The following is a 16,860-nucleotide window of genomic DNA, read 5'->3' on the forward strand; positions in this document are numbered from 1 at the left end:
CCAGCTGCTGTTGGGTCAGCTTCAGTTCGCAGCCGGGGTTGTTGTAGGCCACGGCAATCGCACCGGCGGTCATGGGGACCTGAACGGCACCGCGCTTGATCCCGGCGGCGTCCTCTTGGCTGAGGGGTTTGTCGCTGGCGGCGAAGTCAACGGTGGCGGCATCGAACTGGCGGATGCCAGCGCCTGAACCCACCGACTGGTAGTTGACCTTCACCTCGCCCTTGGCGGCCAGGTCCTGGAACCAGCGCAGGTAAATCGGAGCGGGGAAGGTGGCTCCGGCACCCTGCAGGCGGGCGCTGGATGCACCGCCGCCAGAGCCAGATCCGCCGCAGGCCGTCAGGGCCAGGACGGCCAGGAGGCCCAGGGGGACCAGGGTGCGGGTGCGAAGCATCGTCGGCAGATGTCGACAAGAGCCCCAAGGCTAAAGAAGCCCCCTCCAGTGGTCAGCCTTGTTCGATCTGCTCAGCCACCCAGGCGGCCGTGGCCGGAGCCAACAGGACGCCATTGCGGTAGTGGCCGCTAGCCAGCAGTAATCCCGGTTCGAGCTGCTCCAGCAGCGGTGCGGGCCGGCCCAGGGGACGGGCCCTCAGCCCCTGCCACTGACGCAACACCGTGGCCCGTTGCAGCCAGGCTGGGGCCTTGCCGTCGAGCTCGCGCAGGGCAAGCAGCTGCTCGGGCTGTCCCTGCCGTTGATCGATTTCCACCGTGGCGCCTAGCCAAAGGCGTCCCTGGGGCCGCGGCACCAAGTTGATGCCGCTCCAGCTCAGGCTCCCCGGCCAGTTGAGGGGGGCCTGATCACCGTCTGCGAGTTGCAGCTCAAGGGCCTGGCCGAGCACCGGGTGTTGGGGGCGCTCGTGGCCCAGGGGCTCCAGCAGCGCTGAACTGCTCAGGCCGGCACTGAGGACGACCCAGTCGTAGGACCCCTGTCCGCCGACGACGCGCCATTGGCCGCTTCCGCTGCGCTCCAGCCCGCGGACCGCCGTCGCGTTGAGCTGGACCCCAAGCCGTGCCCCGTCCTCCTGCAGCGCCCGCATGGCTGGGATGGGATCGAGTTGGCCATCCTCCGGGGAGAGAAGTCCTCCGAGGGACGGTTGGGGGATGAGCGGCCTGAGGGTCTCGAGTTCTGCGGGATCCAGCAGGCGTAGGTCCTGCCGCTGCTCCGCCAGTTGGGCCTGCGCCTCTTGCTCGGCCGCCGTGGTGGCGAGCTGCAGGAGGCCGGGGCGAAAGGGCAGGACATGGCCCCGCTGCTGGAGCTCCTCCCGCCACTGCCGCCAGAGGGCGTGGGACTGCTGCCGCAGCCTCCAGCCCCGGCCGCTGCTGCGGCGAAAGACGCGAGCCATCAACAGCCCCAGGGCCGCGCTGCTGCCGGCGTCTGCGCCTTGGGCTTGCCCCAGCTGGGGGTCAAACAGCGTGACCTGGTGCCCGCTCCGCTGCAGGTGCCAGGCCACAGAAAAGCCCACCACGCCGGCTCCGATCACGCAGATCGAGGAGGGCCGGCTGGTGGGCAGGGGGTTCAGCGGATTCAGATCTGCTTGAGGTCGGACTGAACCTGCTCAGGAAGGATCTGGGCGTAACGACCGAAACCGCTGGCGACCTTGATGTAGGACTTGCTGAGGTTGTTGGCGTCCTGCAGACGGGCGGCTTCGTCGAGGTCGGCCAGGGCGGCCTTCAGATCGGTGGCCAGTTTGGTGGCCTCAGCGCGGTCGCCGGGCAGCAGACGCTGGTTGATGTAGAGCATCTCGCGGCCCACTTCCTGCATGGGGCCGTGGATCAGGTTGCGGGTGAAGACCCAGTTGCGCTCATTCACCAGGGTGGCGAGCTCAGGCAGGCGGTCGCGCGCTGCCAGGAAGCCTTCGGCCTGGCGCTCGATCACGGTGATGTCGTCAGCACTCAGGGTGGGGGCCTTCGCTTTGGCGCCACCGCAGGCGGTCAGGCCAAAGCTGATCACCAGAGCGAGGGCCGCCAGGGCCAGTCGCCGCAGGCCGGAATAGAGCGGTTGAGCAGCCATTGTTGCTGAGCTTGATTGCGGGACTTTACCCAGGGCAACTGGCCTGGGAGCTCTCCATAACGAGCTGCAACGGCTTGAACGGCAGAATTCAGGTCTCCCGGGCTTTGACGCCATTCCATGACGGCTGCCACCGCCATCCTTCAGATGATTTGCCCGGACCAGCCGGGTCTTGTGCGGGAGCTCTCCGGTTGGGTGGCTGGCAACGGCGGCAACATCGTCCACGCCGATCACCACAGCGACCAAGGGGCTGGTCTGTTCCTGAGCCGCATCGAGTGGCAGCTCGAGGGGTTCGGCTTGCCCCGGGAAGCGATTGCTCCGGCGGCGGCCTCCCTGGCGGAGCGCCTGGGGGGTGAACAGAGGGTCACCTTCTCGGATCAGCGCCCGGCTGTGGCGATCTTCGTCAGCAAGCAGGATCACTGTTTCTTGGATCTGCTCTGGCGTGTGCGCACCGGCGAGTTGCCGATGCGGGTGCCGCTGGTGGTCTCCAACCATCCCGATCTGGGTTCGATCGCCGAGGAGTTCGGCGCCCAGTTCGCCCATGTGCCGATCAACAACGCCAACCGCCAGGAGGCCGAGGCCCGTCACCTGGAGCTGCTGAAGGAGCACGGCATTGAGTTGGTGATCCTGGCCAAGTACATGCAGGTGCTGACGCCAGCCTTTTTGGCGGCCTTTGACCCGCCGGATGCCTTCCACCGGGTGATCAACATCCACCATTCCTTCCTGCCGGCCTTCATGGGGGCGCAGCCCTATCACCGGGCCTGGGAGCGGGGGGTGAAGTTGATCGGGGCCACCGGGCACTACGTGACCGATGAGCTCGATGCGGGCCCGATCATTGCCCAGTCCACCGTCAACGTGAGCCACCGCGACGAGGTGGAGGATCTGATCCGCAAAGGCCGCGATACCGAGCGTCTGGCCTTGGCACGGGCGGTGCGCTTGCATCTGAAGCGACAGGTGATGGTCTACCGCGGCCGTACGGCGGTGTTCGAATGACCCAGCTCTGGCGCAAGCCGCTGCAGGCCGGTTTGGTGTTGCTCGATGGGGAGCGGCCAGCGGCGGCGACCCTCTGGGGTTGGCGTTGCTTCCAGGTCGCCCTGCTGCTGCTGCCGGCCAGTGCGCTTCTGGCGGGGTTGCTGCTGTTTGTGGCCTTGATCCTGGGGAGTCGTCAGCCGACCGCCTGGCGGGACGATCGGGTCAATTGGCTGCTGGCTGGCATCGGTCTGTGGATGCTCCTGGGCTGCTTCACCGCCTCCAGCGGCTGGCTGGCCTGGGTGGGCCTGGGCAATTGGCTTCCGTTTTTCTGGGCGTTCTGGGCCTATCAGCCCTATCTGGCCACGCCCGAGGCCCGGCGCCGGGTGGCCCTGTGGCTGGTGGCCGGCACCGTTCCGGTTCTGGGGACCGGCTTTGGCCAGATGGTGCTCGGCTGGAGCGGCCCCTATGAACTGTTGGGTGGGGCGATCGTCTGGTGGATCCGCGGTGGTGGCAATCCCCCTGGGCGGCTCTCGGGCCTGTTTGATTACGCCAACATCACGGCGGCCTGGCTGGCCTTGAGCTGGCCTTTGGTGCTGGCGGCCTTTCTGCAGCACTGCCGCCGCTGGCGCTCCGGCCCGCTGGCCTTTGGGCTCTGGGGCATCAGCTTTGCCCTGGTGGTCACCCAGGTGGCTGAGATGCTGGCCACGGATTCCCGCAACGGTTGGGGTGCCCTGGTCCTGGCGGTGCCGATCGTGCTGGGCCCGGGGCGCTGGATTTGGTTGTTGCCCCTGCTGCTGTTGGCGCTGGTGCCCGTTGCCCTGGCCACCCTGCCGGGGGTGCCGGCGGTGATTCAGGCCCCCCTGCGGGAGATCGTTCCCCAGTCGATCTGGGGACGCCTGAACGATTTCAATTCCCATGGGGAGCGTCCCCTGGCGCTGACGCGTCTGAGTCAGTGGGGCACGGCCCTGGGGCTGGTGGGCGAGCGTCCTTGGCTGGGCTGGGGGGCGGCGGCCTTCAGCGTGATCTATCCCCTGCGGACGGGCCATTGGCATGGCCATCCCCACAACATCGCCTTGGATCTGGCCCTCAGTCACGGTCTGCCGGTGGCCGTGGGTCTGGTCGGTCTGGTGCTGTGGCTCTTGATCCGCGGCGTGAGGCTTGGCATGGCCAGTGGCGCGCTGTTTGAGCGGGCCTGGTGGGCCGCGGCGCTGGTGCTGGTGGTGCTCCATGCCACCGACATCCCGATGTACGACAGCCGCCTGAACATCGCCGGTTGGATCCTGCTGGCGGGTCTGCGCTGCCGGCTCTAGGCCAGGGCTTCGTCGTGGTGCTTGCGCAGGGTGGCCTTGGGTAGGGGGCCCTTGAGGTGCTCCCAGGGCAGGACCCGATCGGCGTCCCATGCCCCGTGGATGACCTCCTCCCAGGGGGGCAGGGGTGTCTCGGCTTCGCGGTAGGCCTGCTTCCAGCCGCCGAGTTTTTCGTGGCGGCCGCGCACCGCGGCGATCACGGGTGCAAGGCGCCGGTCGCTGCGGGAGAGCAGCGCCTGAATCACGCTCCAGCCGTAGCTCTCGGGGCGCAGGTCGATGCCCTTGGGCTTGAGTCGTTTGGCGAGGAGTTTCAGTCGTTTCTCGGCTTCGGGGCGGACGCCCTGCCATTGGAAGGGGGTGTGGGCCTTGGGCACAAAGGTGCTGACCCCGAGCGATAGGCGCAAGCCTGGGGTGGCCTTCTTGAGCTGCAGCAGCAGGTCGGCGGTGGCCTCAACATCGTCCTCGGTTTCCGAAGGCAGGCCGGCCATGCCGTAGAGCTTCAGGCCGCTGAGGCCGCCTTCTTTGGCGTAGCGGGCCGCGGCGTAGATCTCCTCGGTGGCCAGCTTTTTGTTGACCACCTCGCGCATGCGCTCGCTGCCGCTCTCGATGGCGATGGTCAGGGACTTGCTGCCGCGTTTGGCCAGGATCCGCCCGAGCTCGGGGGTGACGGTGGCGGCCCGCACGGAGCTGACGCTGACCCGGGTGTCGTCAAAGCGGTCCTGATCGAGCCACTGCAGCAGGTCGCCAAATTGCGGGTGCTGGGTGACCGAGGCCCCCAGCAGTCCCAGCCGTTGGGTGGCGCCTAGGCCCTTTTCCACGGCCGGGATGAGCCCGTCATCGAGGCTCGGCGTGCGGAAGGGCAGGGTGAGATAGCTAGCCAGGCAGAAGCGGCAGAGCTCCGGGCAGCTGCGCACCACCTCGACCATGTGGATAGAAGGCCAGGCCGCCTCCGGGGTGATCACCGTGGAGTGACTCAGGGTGTTGCCGCGCCAGGTCTGCTTTTCCACGGTTTCGGGAATGCCGGCCTCGATCGGTTCGATCGCCAGCAGGTCACCGCCCTCGCCGTAGCGGGGGGCATAGAGCGACGGGACATAGACACCGGGCACGGCCGCCAGGCGCCGCAGCCGCTGCTGGCGCGGGGCGGTTTTGCAGTCCTGCAGGGCATCGATAAAGGCCGGCAGCAGCAGCTCGCCATCGCCGAGCAGCACCGCATCAAAGAAAGGCGCCAGGGGTTCGGGGTTGGCCGTGAGCACCGGCCCCCCGCCGAAGACGATCGGGTCGTTGTCGCCCCGTTCGCTTGCCCAGATCGGGATGCGCTGCTGCTCCAGCAGATCCAGCAGCACCGGCCCGTCGAGTTCCCAACTCAGGGACAGGCCAAAGAGGTCGCAGTGGCGGTGTTGCGGATCGCCCTGGTCGGTGAACAGCCGCCGCACATCCACATCGGTGCGCTGGGCCAAGGTCGCCCAGACCACCTGGTAGCCCAGGCTCGTGATCCCCACGGTGTAGGTGCTGGGGAAGGCCAACACGGCCCGAAGGGCACCCTGCTGCGCAGCAGCTGGCTCAAACAGCAGGGTTTCTTGGTTCAAAGGTCCCGCGGGCTGAGCGGCGTGCCCGGCAGCTTCATCTCCCCTTGGGTGCTGGTGGCACTGCTCTGCAGGGCCAGCTGGCGTTGGTAGATCGAGTGCTCGTGGGTGATGCGGGAGACCACGAAGCTCACCACGGCGCAGACGAACAGGGGCTTGAGGATCAGCAGGTCCTTGGTCAGGGCAAAGACCAGGAAGACCGCCGTGATCGGTGTGCGGGAGCAGGCGGCGATGAAGGCCGCCATTCCGGCGAAGACGTAGGTGCTTGGGGCATGGCCGGAGAGGTGCTCGGCAATGCCGGCGGCGGTCAGCCCCAGGGCGCCGCCCAGGGTGAGCATCGGTGCAAACAGGCCGCCCGGGGCCCCGGTGGCGGCGGCCAGGCCGGTGGCGAAAAACAGCAGCGTGAAGATGCCCACGGCCTTGTTGATCTCGACGTGGCCGTCGACGATCGTGTGCTGGAGGGCCGCGTTGTTGCGGAACTCAGCCGGCAGGGCGGCATAGAGGCAGCCCAGGGCGATGCCGCCCAGCAGCATCCGCACCACGATCTTTCCGGAGAAGAACCGCTGCCCCAGGGACTGCATCTTCACCACGTAGCGGGTGTAGAGCTCCGCCAGCAGGCCCACCACAATCCCCAGGGCCACCAGATAGATCAGGTCCTTGGGCAGGAACTGAATATCCAGGTTGTACTCGCTGCTGATCTGGAAGCCCTTCTGGCCGATGCCCGCGCTTTGCTGGCCAAAGCCAGCCAGGCCCATGACGTCGGCCCAGAAGCTGCCGGCGAAGGCCGTGCCGAGCACCAGCAGCAGCAGGATCGGTCCGGATTTCCGCAGCAGCTCCTCAATCGCATAGAAGAAGCCCCCCAGGGGGGCATGGAAGACGGCTGCGATCCCTGCGCCGCCGCCGGCCGCCACGATCACGCGCAGCAGCGAGGGCGGGGCCTTGAACCAGCGGGCCATCTGCCAGCCCACGGAACTGCCCATCTGAACGGCAGGACCCTCGGGTCCGAGCGGGAAGCCGCTGCCAATGGCCAGGATCCCCGCCAGCAATTTGACGATGGCCACCTGCAGGTTCATCGGCAGGCTCTGGCGCGAGAGGAAGCGCATCACCTGCGGGATCCCCGAGCCCGCCGCCGTTGGCGCCAGGGTGCTGATCAGCACCGCCGAGAGCAGGCCGCCGATCCCTCCCATCAAGGGCAGGACCAGCCAAGGGCTGGCGGTTTGCAGGAGCCCTAGGCGCCAACTGCCCAGCCAGCCCACGCCCGTTTTGAACAGCAGGCCGGCGGCCGCAGCCCCCAGGCCGGTGACGATCAGGGTGAGAACGACAGCCGGCCAGCGCTGCTGGACCATCCGCTCCAGGTTGCGGCTGGTCCTCCAGGACTGCAGTTCCAGCTTCAGGCCATGGGTCTGCAATGCCCTTAGACCCCTGCCAGGACCTTCGCCTCGTCGTCGCTACTGACCACGCGACCGCTGTCCTCAAAGCCCTCGATCTGATCGAAGTTCAGGTAGCGGTAGAGCTCAGCGCCCTTGGGATCGATCTTGGCGGCTGCGATGGCCAGGTACTGCTCCTTGCTGGGGAGCCGGCCCAGCTGGGCGCAGACCGCAGCCAGCTCGGCGCTGCCCAGATACACCTGGGCGCCATTGCCCAAGCGGTTGTTGAAGTTGCGGGTGCTGGTGGAGAACACCGTGGTGTTGTCCTCCACCCGCGCCTGGTTGCCCATGCAGAGGGAGCAACCGGGCATCTCCATGCGGGAGCCGGCCTTCTCGAAGATGGCGTAGTAGCCCTCCTGCTTGAGCATCTCCTCATCCATCCGGGTGGGTGGGCAGACCCAGAGGCGAGCCGTGTTCTCCCCTTGTCCCTCCAGGACGGTGGCGGCGGCGCGGTAGTGGCCGATGTTGGTCATGCAGGAGCCGATGAACACCTCATCGATCTGACTCCCGGCCACATCCGAGAGGGTTTTGACGTTGTCGGGGTCGTTCGGGCAGGCCAGGATCGGCTCGGTGATCTCATCGAGGTTGATCTCGATCACCGCGGCGTACTCAGCGTTGGCGTCGGCTTCCATCAGCACGGGATTGGCCAGCCAGTCCTCCATGGCCTTGATCCGGCGGGCCAGGGTGCGGGCATCGCTGTAGCCCCGCGCGATCATGTTCTTGAGCAGCGCCACGTTGCTGCGCAGGTACTCGCTGACGGTCTCCACAGAGAGCTTGATGGTGCTGCCGGCGCAGGAGCGCTCGGCGGTGGCATCGGTCAGCTCGAAGGCTTGCTCCAGCTTCAGGTCGGGCAGGCCCTCGATCTCCATGATTCGGCCGCTGAAGATGTTCTTCTTGCCGGCCTTCTCCACCGTCAGCAGCCCCTGCTGGATCGCCACGTAGGGAATGGCATTCACCACATCCCGCAGGGTGACGCCGGGCTGCAGGGAGCCGGAGAACTTCACCAGCACCGACTCGGGCATGTCCAGGGGCATCGCACCGATGGCGGCGGCGAAGGCCACCAGGCCGGAGCCGGCGGGGAAGGAGATGCCCAGGGGGAAGCGGGTGTGGCTGTCACCGCCGGTGCCCACGGTGTCGGGCAGCAGCATCCGGTTCAGCCAGCTGTGGATGATGCCGTCGCCGGGGCGCAGGGCTACGCCGCCGCGGGAGCTAATGAAGTCGGGCAGCTCGGCGTGGGTCTTGAGGTCCACCGGCTTGGGGTAGGCCGCGGTGTGGCAGAAGCTCTGCATCACCAGATCGGCGGAGAAGCCCAGGCAGGCCAGCTCCTTCATCTCATCGCGGGTCATCGGCCCGGTGGTGTCCTGGGAGCCGACCGTGGTCATCAGCGGCTCACAGCTGGTGCCGGGGCGCACGCCCGGCAGGCCGCAGGCCTTGCCCACCATTTTTTGGGCCAGGGTGAAGCCCTTGCCGGTGTCGGCGGGGGCACTGGGCCGGATGAAGAGGTCGCTGGCGGGCAGGCCCAGTTGGGCGCGCACCTTGTCGGTCAAGGCACGGCCGATCATCAGGGGGATGCGGCCGCCGGCACGCACCTCATCGGTGATCGTGCTCGGCTTGAGCTCGAAGCGGGCCACCACTTCACCGGCATTGGCCTCGCCCGCTGCCCGCTCGATCGTGCCGGCGTAGGGGCGAATCGTGATGACATCGCCGGAGTTCAGGGCGGTGACATCGCACTCAATCGGCAGGGCGCCGGAGTCCTCAGCCGTGTTGAAGAAGATCGGCGCGATCTTGCCGCCGAGCACCACGCCGCCACTGCGCTTGTTGGGCACGTGGGGGATGTCGGTGCCGGTGTGCCAGAGCACCGAGTTGATGGCGGATTTACGGGAGCTGCCGGTGCCGACCACGTCGCCGACGTAGGCCACGGGATGGCCCTTTTGCTTGAGCTCGGCGATCAGATCCAGGCCGCCGGGCATCCGGGTCTCGAGCATCGCCGTGGCGTGCAGCGGGATGTCCGGACGGGTGGTGGCGTGGGTTGCCGGGGAGAGGTCATCGGTGTTGGTCTCGCCTTCCACCTTGAAGACCGTGACGGTGATCTCCGCCGGCAGCTCGGGCTTGGCGGTGAACCACTCGGCATTGGCCCAGCTATCGATGACCCGTTTGGCCTGGGTGTTGCTGGCGGCCAGCTCCAGGACATCGTTGTAGGCGTCGTAGACCAGCAGGGTGCGGCAGAGCCCAGTCGCGGCGGCGTCAGCGATGGCTGCGTCCGCGTGGGAGAGCAGCTCGATCAGGGCGCCGACGTTGTAGCCGCCGATCATGGTGGCCAGCAGCTTCACCGCTTCCACGGGAGCGACCAGGGGGCTGGTGGTTCTGCCCTGGGCCACGGCACTGAGCCAGTCCGCTTTGACGTAGGCCGCCTCATCCACGCCGGGGGGGATGCGCTCCGAGAGCAGATGCAGCAGGAACTCCTCTTCCCCGGCGGGGGGTGCCTGCAGCAGTTCAGTCAGGGCCTGGGTTTCGGCGGCTGTCAGCGGCAGGGCGGGGACCCCTTGGGCTTCTCGCTCCGCAGCGGCGGCGCGGTAGTCGGCAAGGAAGCTGCTGGCGGACATCGGCGCTGGAACCCCAGGGGGCCTCGATCGGTGGACGTCCGACCATTGTTCTTTGCCGCCGGTCCCCCCCGTTGTGACGAACGATGCGACTGGGCTTTTAGGGTGGGATGCTCCGAGCCCCTGGGATGGTTGCCGGCATGATTCCCACCTCTGATCTCCACGTGGTGGAAACCCGGCCCCTGGTGGCGCCCACCCTGCTGCACGGGGAGCTGCCACTGAGCGAGACCGCTGGGCGCACCGTGCGCGAGGCCCGCGAGCGCATCAAGGCCATCCTTCGGGGTGACGACCAGCGTTTGCTGGTGATCGTTGGACCCTGCTCGGTCCATGACGTGGACGCGGCCCAGGAATACGCCGCCGCCATTGCGGAAGAGCACAAACGTCACCGCGATCAACTCGAGGTGGTCATGCGGGTCTATTTCGAGAAGCCCCGCACCACCGTCGGCTGGAAGGGGTTGATCAATGACCCGCACCTGGACGGCAGCTACGACATCAACACCGGTCTGCGACTGGCCCGCGGCCTGCTGCTGCATCTGGCCGACATGGGGCTACCGGCTGCCACGGAGCTGTTGGACCCTGTCGTTCCCCAGTACATCGCTGATCTGATCAGCTGGACGGCCATCGGCGCCCGCACCACCGAAAGCCAGACCCACCGGGAAATGGCCTCTGGGCTGTCCATGCCCATCGGTTTCAAGAACGGCACCGACGGCAGCGCCATCACCGCCATCAATGCGATGGAGGCGGCAGCACGCCCCCACCACTTCCTGGGCATTAATAAGGACGGCCAAGCGGCCATCGTCACCACCACTGGTAACCCCGATGGGCACCTGGTGCTGCGGGGCGGCAAGCAGGGCACCAACTACCACCGAGAGGCGATTGAAGAAGCCTCGGCTGCTCTGGTGAAAGACGGACTGCCGGCTCGGGTGATGGTGGATTGCAGCCACGGCAACTCCAATAAGGACTACCGCCGTCAAGGCGAGGTGGCGGCGCAGGTGGCTGAGCAACTGCGGGCGGGCTCCCGCGATGTCATGGGCGTGATGATCGAGAGCCATTTGGTGGCTGGTAATCAGAAGATCAGCCCCGATCGCTCGGCCCTCACCTATGGCCAGAGCATCACCGACGCCTGCATCGATCTGCAGACGACCCGTGAGGTGCTGGCGAGCTTGGCTGATGCGGTTGCGGCGGCCCAGAGCGCTTCTGCCGTCGCGGTTTAAGCGAAGCGTTTTGCTCAATTAGCACTCGAAGATCGAGAGTGCTAATTGCCTTCGGTGCTCAATAGTGTGGTTTAAAACTGTTGGCAGTGAGCAGAATCTTCTGCCTGTCCAATTACCTTGTCTGCAACTGAAAGGGGGCTGCCTATGGCCTATCTGCTGCAGTTTTTTGGTCTGTCTGATCCGTTGCAGCTGTTTTACCTGCAGCAAAGTTCCGTGGATGGTGCCGGTCCGGTGTTCACGGGCTTTCGCCCGGTTCAGCTGGATGCCTTGATGGCCTGGGCCCTGGAGACCGCCAGTTGCCGCCAGTGGGATCCAGAGCTGACCCAGCGCAGTGTGATGAACGCTTGGATGGAGCGCGCTGAGGCGATCCGCCAGTGGCAGTTGTGTTTGCGCAGTGAACCCGGAGAGACCCAGTTGGTCACCGGCCTTGGCACCCAACGGGACTGGGAGCAGCGTTGTGAGGCGATGCTCAGGGCATAGCGAGTTGCCAGAGATATGCGGTGGCTAACGGCACGCTCAGGTTGTCGAGGCCAAAGCCGCTCAGTTGCTCGAGCCCAGTGGCGGCGATCGCGATGGCAGCCGCAGCCACCAAGCTGGGTGCGGCTGCGCCCGTTCCCTGGGCGACTCCGATCAACAGGGCCAGGACCAGCCAGCTGGTGAGGGCCATAGCCGCGGTGCCCGCGAGTGATTTGGTTTGCCCGAAGAGCTGCCATCGCGGTGACTGGATCTGGGGGCCAACCAGCCCTGCGAGTCCATCGCCGCAGGCCATCACCAGAACACCTGCGGCCACAGGTAGCGGTTGCTGGGGCCAGAACAGGGCCAGGAGAATCGTGATCGAGGCGCCGTAGGCAATCGTCCCGTAGCTGTGGCGTCCGACGTCCTCGACGGCAGGCAGCAGGCGGAAGCGGTGATTCAGGGCGGTGCCCAGCGTGACCAGGGCCGCGGCGCCCAGGGCCAGGCCTCGCGGAATCGCAAAGGCCCAGGCCAGGAGCACGACCGCGCCAGTGCCGATATGGACGACCTTGCGGCTCCACTCCTTCTGTTGCGGCCAGCGCCGGCGTACCGCCAGGGCCGTCAGCAGCACAGCAGCAAGCCAGGCCAAGACAGCGGCCACGCCCAGGAGCTGTTGCGTGACCACAGAACTCAGGCGATACGGCTCAAGCAGCCTGCTGGTAGTTGGTCATCAGGCGCAGCTTGAGAATCGCTTTCGATTCCAACTGACGCACCCGTTCGCGGGAGACGTTGATCTGGCGTCCGATTTCCGCCAGGGTCAGGGGCTCTTGGCCGGCGAGTCCAAAGCGCAGTTCGATGATCTTGCGCTCGCGCTCATTGAGCTGGGAGAGCCAGGTGCCCAGGTGCTCCTTCTGCAGGTTGCGATCCATGGAATCCATGGACTCGTTGCTGTTGGGATCCGCGATCAGCTCGCCGAGGGTGCTCCGGTCGTCGTCGCCTCGGGCATGGGCATCGAGGGAGGCGCAGGGGGCGCTTTGGGTGATCAGCTCTTCCAGTTCTTCCGGCTGCATGCCCATGGCATGGGCCAGCTCCAGGCGGTTGGGTTGGCGGCCAAAGCGATGGGAGAGCTCGCGGGTGATGCGACGCATCTTCGAGAGCTTCTCGCTCACATGAATCGGCAAGCGAATCGTGCGGGCGCTGTTGTCGATGGCCCGGGTCATGCCCTGGCGAATCCACCAGTAGGCATAGGTCGAGAACTTGTAGCCCATGGCGGGGTCGAACTTGTCGACGGCTCGCTCCAGACCAATCGCGCCCTCTTGGACCAGGTCAAGCAGTTCCAGGCCTTGGTTCTGATATTTCTTGGCGACGCTGACGACGAGCCGCAGGTTGGCGGCCATCATTCGATCCCGGGCGCGGGTGCCCATCCGGATCTGATGTTTTTGGCGGGCGGTGAGTTCGGCGGCGGGGAGCTCCTGCAGACGCTTCATCGCCTGCACATGGTGAGCCAACTCAATCTCTTCGGCGGGAGTGAGGAGGGGTACCCGGCCGATATTGCTCAGGTACCAGCCGATCGAGTCAGCACTAAGGCGACCTCCCTGCCGGGACGCGGCGGATCGAGCCGTTGATTTGTTGCTCGAAGAGCCTGAAGCAGCGGGCTTGTTTGCAGGCATGGCAGCAGATGCGCAGGCTTCGGAGGTTGCTTTGGGCGGTTGGTTGTCTCTGCAGGGTTGCAGAACTGAACTAAAGGCCGCAAAACGAATTGATTTGGCCGGAATGTAGCACTCCTGGCCACTGCGAGATGTCAGGAATTGGAAGACTTACTAAGGCCTTTTCGTTCGTTTTTCTTTCTGTTTGTAGCCCTCGCTACGCGCCCGCCTCGACAGGGATCAGGCCCTTTCTCCAGCCATCCATCAAGTTGGCTTGCACGGCGATGTTGTCCTCTTCGGGAATGCGGCGGCTGAAGCTGCCATCGCTCTGCATGTCCCAGGCTGTGCAGTTGTCATTGAGATAGCTGTCGATCAGCCGTGTCAGCCGTTCGTGTAGATCGGGATCTTCGACGGGGACCACCGCTTCGACGCGCCGGTCGAGATTGCGACCCATCCAGTCGGCACTGCCGATATACGTCTCGTGCTTGCCGCCGTTCTCGAACCAGAACAGACGGGAGTGCTCCAGGAAGCGACCAATGACGCTGCTCACCCTGATGTTGTCGCTGACACCCGCCAGCCCAGGCCGCAAGCTGCACATCCCGCGCACCACGAGGTCGACCTGGACACCTGCTTGGGAGGCCTCGTAGAGCAGGGCGATGATGCGCGGGTCCACCAGCGCGTTCATCTTGGCCTTGATGGCGGCGGGCTGACCGGCCTTGGCGTGCTCGATCTCCCGTCGGATGAGTTCTTGCATGCGGCGCCGCAGGCTCACCGGCGCCACCAGGAGGCGCCGGAAATCCTGTTGCTTGGAGAACCCCGTCAGATAGTTGAACAGTTCGGCCAGGTCCTGCCCCAGTTCCGGCCGGGCGGAGAGCAGACCCAGGTCCGTGTAGAGGGCTGCGGTTTTGGAGTTGTAGTTGCCCGTGCCGATGTGGCAGTAGCTGCGCAGCAGATCCTTTTCCTTGCGCACCACCAGCGTGATCTTGGTGTGGGTTTTCAGGCCGATCACCCCGTAGACCACGTGGACGCCTGAGCGCTCCAGTTGGCGGGCCCACTGAATGTTGTTGTCCTCGTCGAAGCGTGCCTTGAGCTCGACCAGCACCATCACCTGCTTGCCGTTCTCTGAGGCGCGAATCAGGGCCGCGATGATCGGGGAGTCTTTCGAGACCCGATAGAGGGTCATCTTGATGGCCAGCACCGAGGGGTCATCGGCGGCCTGATTGATGAACTCCTCGACGGAGGTGGAAAAGAGGTCAAACGGGTGATGCAGGAGCACATCACCGCGGCGCAGCACCGAGAAGATGCTGGTGAATTCCTCGGCCTTAATCGAGCCGTCCTCCAGCAGGCTCTTCTGAGCCCGAGCCAACTTGGCGTGGGTGCGCCCCCGGTGCGGTGCATCCTTCAAGGCCGGCAGGGGAATGGCCAGCAGGCACATCAGATCATCGAGGCCCAGCGGACCGCCGACCCGATAGAGATCCTCCGGTTCAACGCCGGTGCCCTCCAGCAGCAGTTCCACCACGGCATCCGGCATCTCATCGGCGACCTCCAGGCGCACCACCTCGCCGCCCATGCGTCGTTTGCGCAGGCCCTGCTGCAGGGCTTCCATCAGGTCGTCGGCTTCCAGGTCCCGTAACTCCAGGTCCGCATCTCGGGTGACCCGGAAGAAGTAGTGCCCTTCCACTTCCATCCCAGGGAAGAGCAGCTGCAGGTTGAAGGCCACCACCTGCTCCAGGGGGACGGCGGTGAAGACCGGTTGCGGTTCGGTGGTGCTCAGTTCGGCCGGCAGTTCGACAAACCGCGGCAGGTTCTTTTGCGGGACCTTGACCCGGGCGAATTGTTGAACGCCGCTATCGGGATCGCGGATTAAGGCCGCGATGTTCAAGCTCAGGTTGCTGATGAAGGGGAAGGGGTGCGCCGGGTCCACCGCCAGGGGCGTGAGCACCGGGAAGATGGCGCGCTGGAAGTAGTCGTTGACCCAGGCCTTCTGCTTCTGATTCAGTCCCCGGTAGTCGAGAAGATGGACGCCGGCCTCGGCCAGCTGGTGCTTCAGGTAGTGCCGGTAGTGGGCCTGTTGTTGCTGCAGCAGCGGTGCGAGTTCTTTGCGCACCAGCGCCAGCTGTTGGGTGGGGGTTAGTCCGTCGTCGCTCAGGGTCTGAACGCCCGCTTCCACCTGTGACTTCAGTGAAGCCACACGGACCATGAAAAATTCGTCGAGGTTATTGCTGAAGATCGCGCTGAATTTGGCCTGCTCCAGCAGCGGCGTGTGCTCGCTCAGGGCTTGGGCCAGCACCCTCTGGTTGAAGGCGATCCAGCTGAGCTCCCGATTGATGTAGAGCTCCGGAGCAACCACTGGATCAGCCATGGATGACCCATCACTTTCTACTGATCAACGTAGCAATCAGAAGGGATCTCAGGCGTGTTGCTCGCGACGCGGCAGGCCTCCAGCCACCAGGGCTGCGACCCCCGCGAGCACTGTGATGCCCAGCCAGAAGGGACTTCGTTGTCCGACCACGTCGTAGGCCAGGCCGGCCAGGGGAGGGCCGATAAAACTGCCCAGGCTCTGGAGGCCCTGGAGGCTTCCCAGGGCTGCCCCCTGGCCGGAGTCATCCAGGCGCCTGGAGACCAGGGCCCGAAGGCAGGGGGTGACCAGGCCGGTACCGAGCGCCAGGATCGCAACGGCGGGGAAGACGACACGGGTGGCGTTGTCGGCCGTTGCCATCGGCACCAGCAGGCAGCCGGCGATCACGAAGCCCAACCCAGCCAGGGTCAGTCGCCATTCGCCAAAGCGTTTCACCAGAGGTCCGATCAAGCCCCCCTGGACGACCGTCGCCACGATGCCGACCACCAAGAAGGCATTAGCGGCTAAGCCCGGTCCCCAATCAAAGGCCTGTTTGAAATAGAGGACCAGCACGGCTGTGAAGCCGTTGAAGGCGAGAAAAAAGAGAAAGAACGCTCCACATAAGCGGCGCACCTGGGGGTTGGTGAACACCTTCTGCAGGGCGATCAAGGGATTGAGGTCCCGTTTGCGTGGCATCGCCAGCCGCGCCTCGGGCGGGTGGGTTTCTGGCAACAGCAGCAGCACCAGCACCAGGTTGATCAGGGCGAAGGCCGCGGCGGCCCACACCGGCAGGGTGACGTTGGTCTGGGAGAGCAGGCCTCCAAAGGCGGGGCCCAGGATGAAGCCCAGGCCGAAGGCCACGCCAATCAGACCAAAAGCCTTGGCACGGTTTTCTGGGGTCGAGATATCCGCGAGCACTGCCCCTGCCGTGGCGGCGGTGCCGCCGCTCACCCCATCAATCAGTCGGGCGGTAAACAGCAGGATCAGGGGAAGGCTCGTCCCGGCGGCCCAGGGAATGGCCTGCCAATCAATGCTGACCGTGATCGCAAAAAGGCTCAAGCCGAGCACCGAGCCCGCCACACAAATGCCGATGACGGGTTTGCGGCCAAAGCGATCGCTCAGGGAGCCAATCAGGGGGGTGACGGCGAATTGGGCGATCGCGTAACTCCCGGCCAGCAGTCCCAGGGTGCGGCCGTTGTCCGTGAAGCTCGCCAGCAGGAACGGCAGCAAGGGGAAAACAATGCTTTCCCCGAGCCGATCATTCAGCAGCGTGAGGAACGCGCAGAGAGAGGTGGAGGGCCGTTTCCAGCTCACA

14 protein-coding genes are annotated in these 16,860 nt (G+C 65.7%); 4 read left to right on the forward strand and 10 right to left on the reverse strand.

From position 1 onward, the window contains the following. The 3 genes from QZ184_RS05405 to psbQ form a co-directional block, all read right to left on the reverse strand. Positions 1-391, reverse strand: a 391-nt coding sequence (locus tag QZ184_RS05405; protein WP_296418491.1) for a substrate-binding domain-containing protein, incomplete at its 3' end; no start/stop codon positions are given. A 52-nt stretch (positions 392-443) separates the two neighbouring features. Continuing rightward, positions 444-1,478 carry an FAD-dependent oxidoreductase gene (locus tag QZ184_RS05410; RefSeq protein WP_296418494.1) on the reverse strand — a complete coding sequence of 345 codons (1,035 nt, stop codon included), beginning with the start codon at positions 1,476-1,478 and terminating at the stop codon, positions 444-446. Positions 1,479-1,522: 44 nt separating this feature from the next. Further along, positions 1,523-2,008, reverse strand: coding sequence for a photosystem II protein PsbQ (psbQ, locus tag QZ184_RS05415; RefSeq protein WP_010313827.1), 486 nt, complete (start codon positions 2,006-2,008; stop codon positions 1,523-1,525). Positions 2,009-2,125: 117 nt separating this feature from the next. On the opposite strand from psbQ, the gene purU reads away from it, so the two are divergent. Continuing rightward, positions 2,126-2,998, forward strand: a complete 873-nt coding sequence (purU, locus tag QZ184_RS05420) for a formyltetrahydrofolate deformylase (protein WP_247476664.1) — start codon at positions 2,126-2,128, stop codon at positions 2,996-2,998. Further along, positions 2,995-4,287 carry an O-antigen ligase family protein gene (locus tag QZ184_RS05425; protein WP_296418498.1) on the forward strand — a complete coding sequence of 431 codons (1,293 nt, stop codon included), beginning with the start codon at positions 2,995-2,997 and terminating at the stop codon, positions 4,285-4,287. Before purU ends, QZ184_RS05425 begins: the two co-directional genes overlap by 4 nt. Here the strand turns inward: QZ184_RS05425 and QZ184_RS05430 are convergent. From QZ184_RS05430 to acnB, 3 genes are read right to left on the reverse strand one after another with little or no spacing between them, the layout of a single operon-like run. Continuing rightward, entirely contained in the window at positions 4,284-5,810 is a 1,527-nt protein-coding gene (locus tag QZ184_RS05430; protein ID WP_296418507.1) for a radical SAM protein, read from the reverse strand. The two genes, QZ184_RS05425 and QZ184_RS05430, sit on opposite strands and share 4 nt — an antisense overlap. A gap of 56 nt (positions 5,811-5,866) precedes the next feature. Next, entirely contained in the window at positions 5,867-7,276 is a 1,410-nt protein-coding gene (locus QZ184_RS05435) for a ClC family H(+)/Cl(-) exchange transporter (protein WP_296418500.1), read from the reverse strand. 5 nt (positions 7,277-7,281) lie between these two features. Continuing rightward, positions 7,282-9,897: a bifunctional aconitate hydratase 2/2-methylisocitrate dehydratase gene (gene acnB / locus QZ184_RS05440; protein WP_296418502.1), complete on the reverse strand. Its 2,616-nt coding sequence runs from the start codon at positions 9,895-9,897 to the stop codon at positions 7,282-7,284. 137 nt (positions 9,898-10,034) lie between these two features. On the opposite strand from acnB, the gene QZ184_RS05445 reads away from it, so the two are divergent. Next, entirely contained in the window at positions 10,035-11,108 is a 1,074-nt protein-coding gene (locus QZ184_RS05445; protein ID WP_296416593.1) for a 3-deoxy-7-phosphoheptulonate synthase, read from the forward strand. A gap of 144 nt (positions 11,109-11,252) precedes the next feature. Beyond that, positions 11,253-11,588: a hypothetical protein gene (locus QZ184_RS05450; protein ID WP_010313812.1), complete on the forward strand. Its 336-nt coding sequence runs from the start codon at positions 11,253-11,255 to the stop codon at positions 11,586-11,588. Here the strand turns inward: QZ184_RS05450 and QZ184_RS05455 are convergent. From QZ184_RS05455 to QZ184_RS05470, 4 genes are all read right to left on the reverse strand, one after another. After that, positions 11,578-12,246, reverse strand: a complete 669-nt coding sequence (locus tag QZ184_RS05455) for a dolichol kinase (protein ID WP_296416594.1) — start codon at positions 12,244-12,246, stop codon at positions 11,578-11,580. The two genes, QZ184_RS05450 and QZ184_RS05455, sit on opposite strands and share 11 nt — an antisense overlap. Positions 12,247-12,265: 19 nt before the next feature. Beyond that, positions 12,266-13,231 (reverse strand): RpoD/SigA family RNA polymerase sigma factor, encoded by a 966-nt coding sequence (locus QZ184_RS05460; protein WP_029626052.1) that lies wholly within the window; start codon positions 13,229-13,231, stop codon positions 12,266-12,268. 193 nt (positions 13,232-13,424) lie between these two features. Beyond that, the gene (gene ppk1 / locus QZ184_RS05465; protein ID WP_296416595.1) at positions 13,425-15,569 is read right to left on the reverse strand and encodes a polyphosphate kinase 1; all 2,145 of its coding nucleotides are present in this window, start codon (positions 15,567-15,569) and stop codon (positions 13,425-13,427) included. A 48-nt stretch (positions 15,570-15,617) separates the two neighbouring features. Beyond that, positions 15,618-16,859 carry a tetracycline resistance MFS efflux pump gene (locus QZ184_RS05470; RefSeq protein ID WP_010313804.1) on the reverse strand — a complete coding sequence of 414 codons (1,242 nt, stop codon included), beginning with the start codon at positions 16,857-16,859 and terminating at the stop codon, positions 15,618-15,620. Position 16,860 lies beyond the last annotated feature (1 nt).

Origin of the sequence: Vulcanococcus sp. DEBay_Sum22DG08_74 (assembly GCF_017852955.1) — a bacterium.
Lineage (GTDB): Bacteria > Cyanobacteriota > Cyanobacteriia > PCC-6307 > Cyanobiaceae > Vulcanococcus.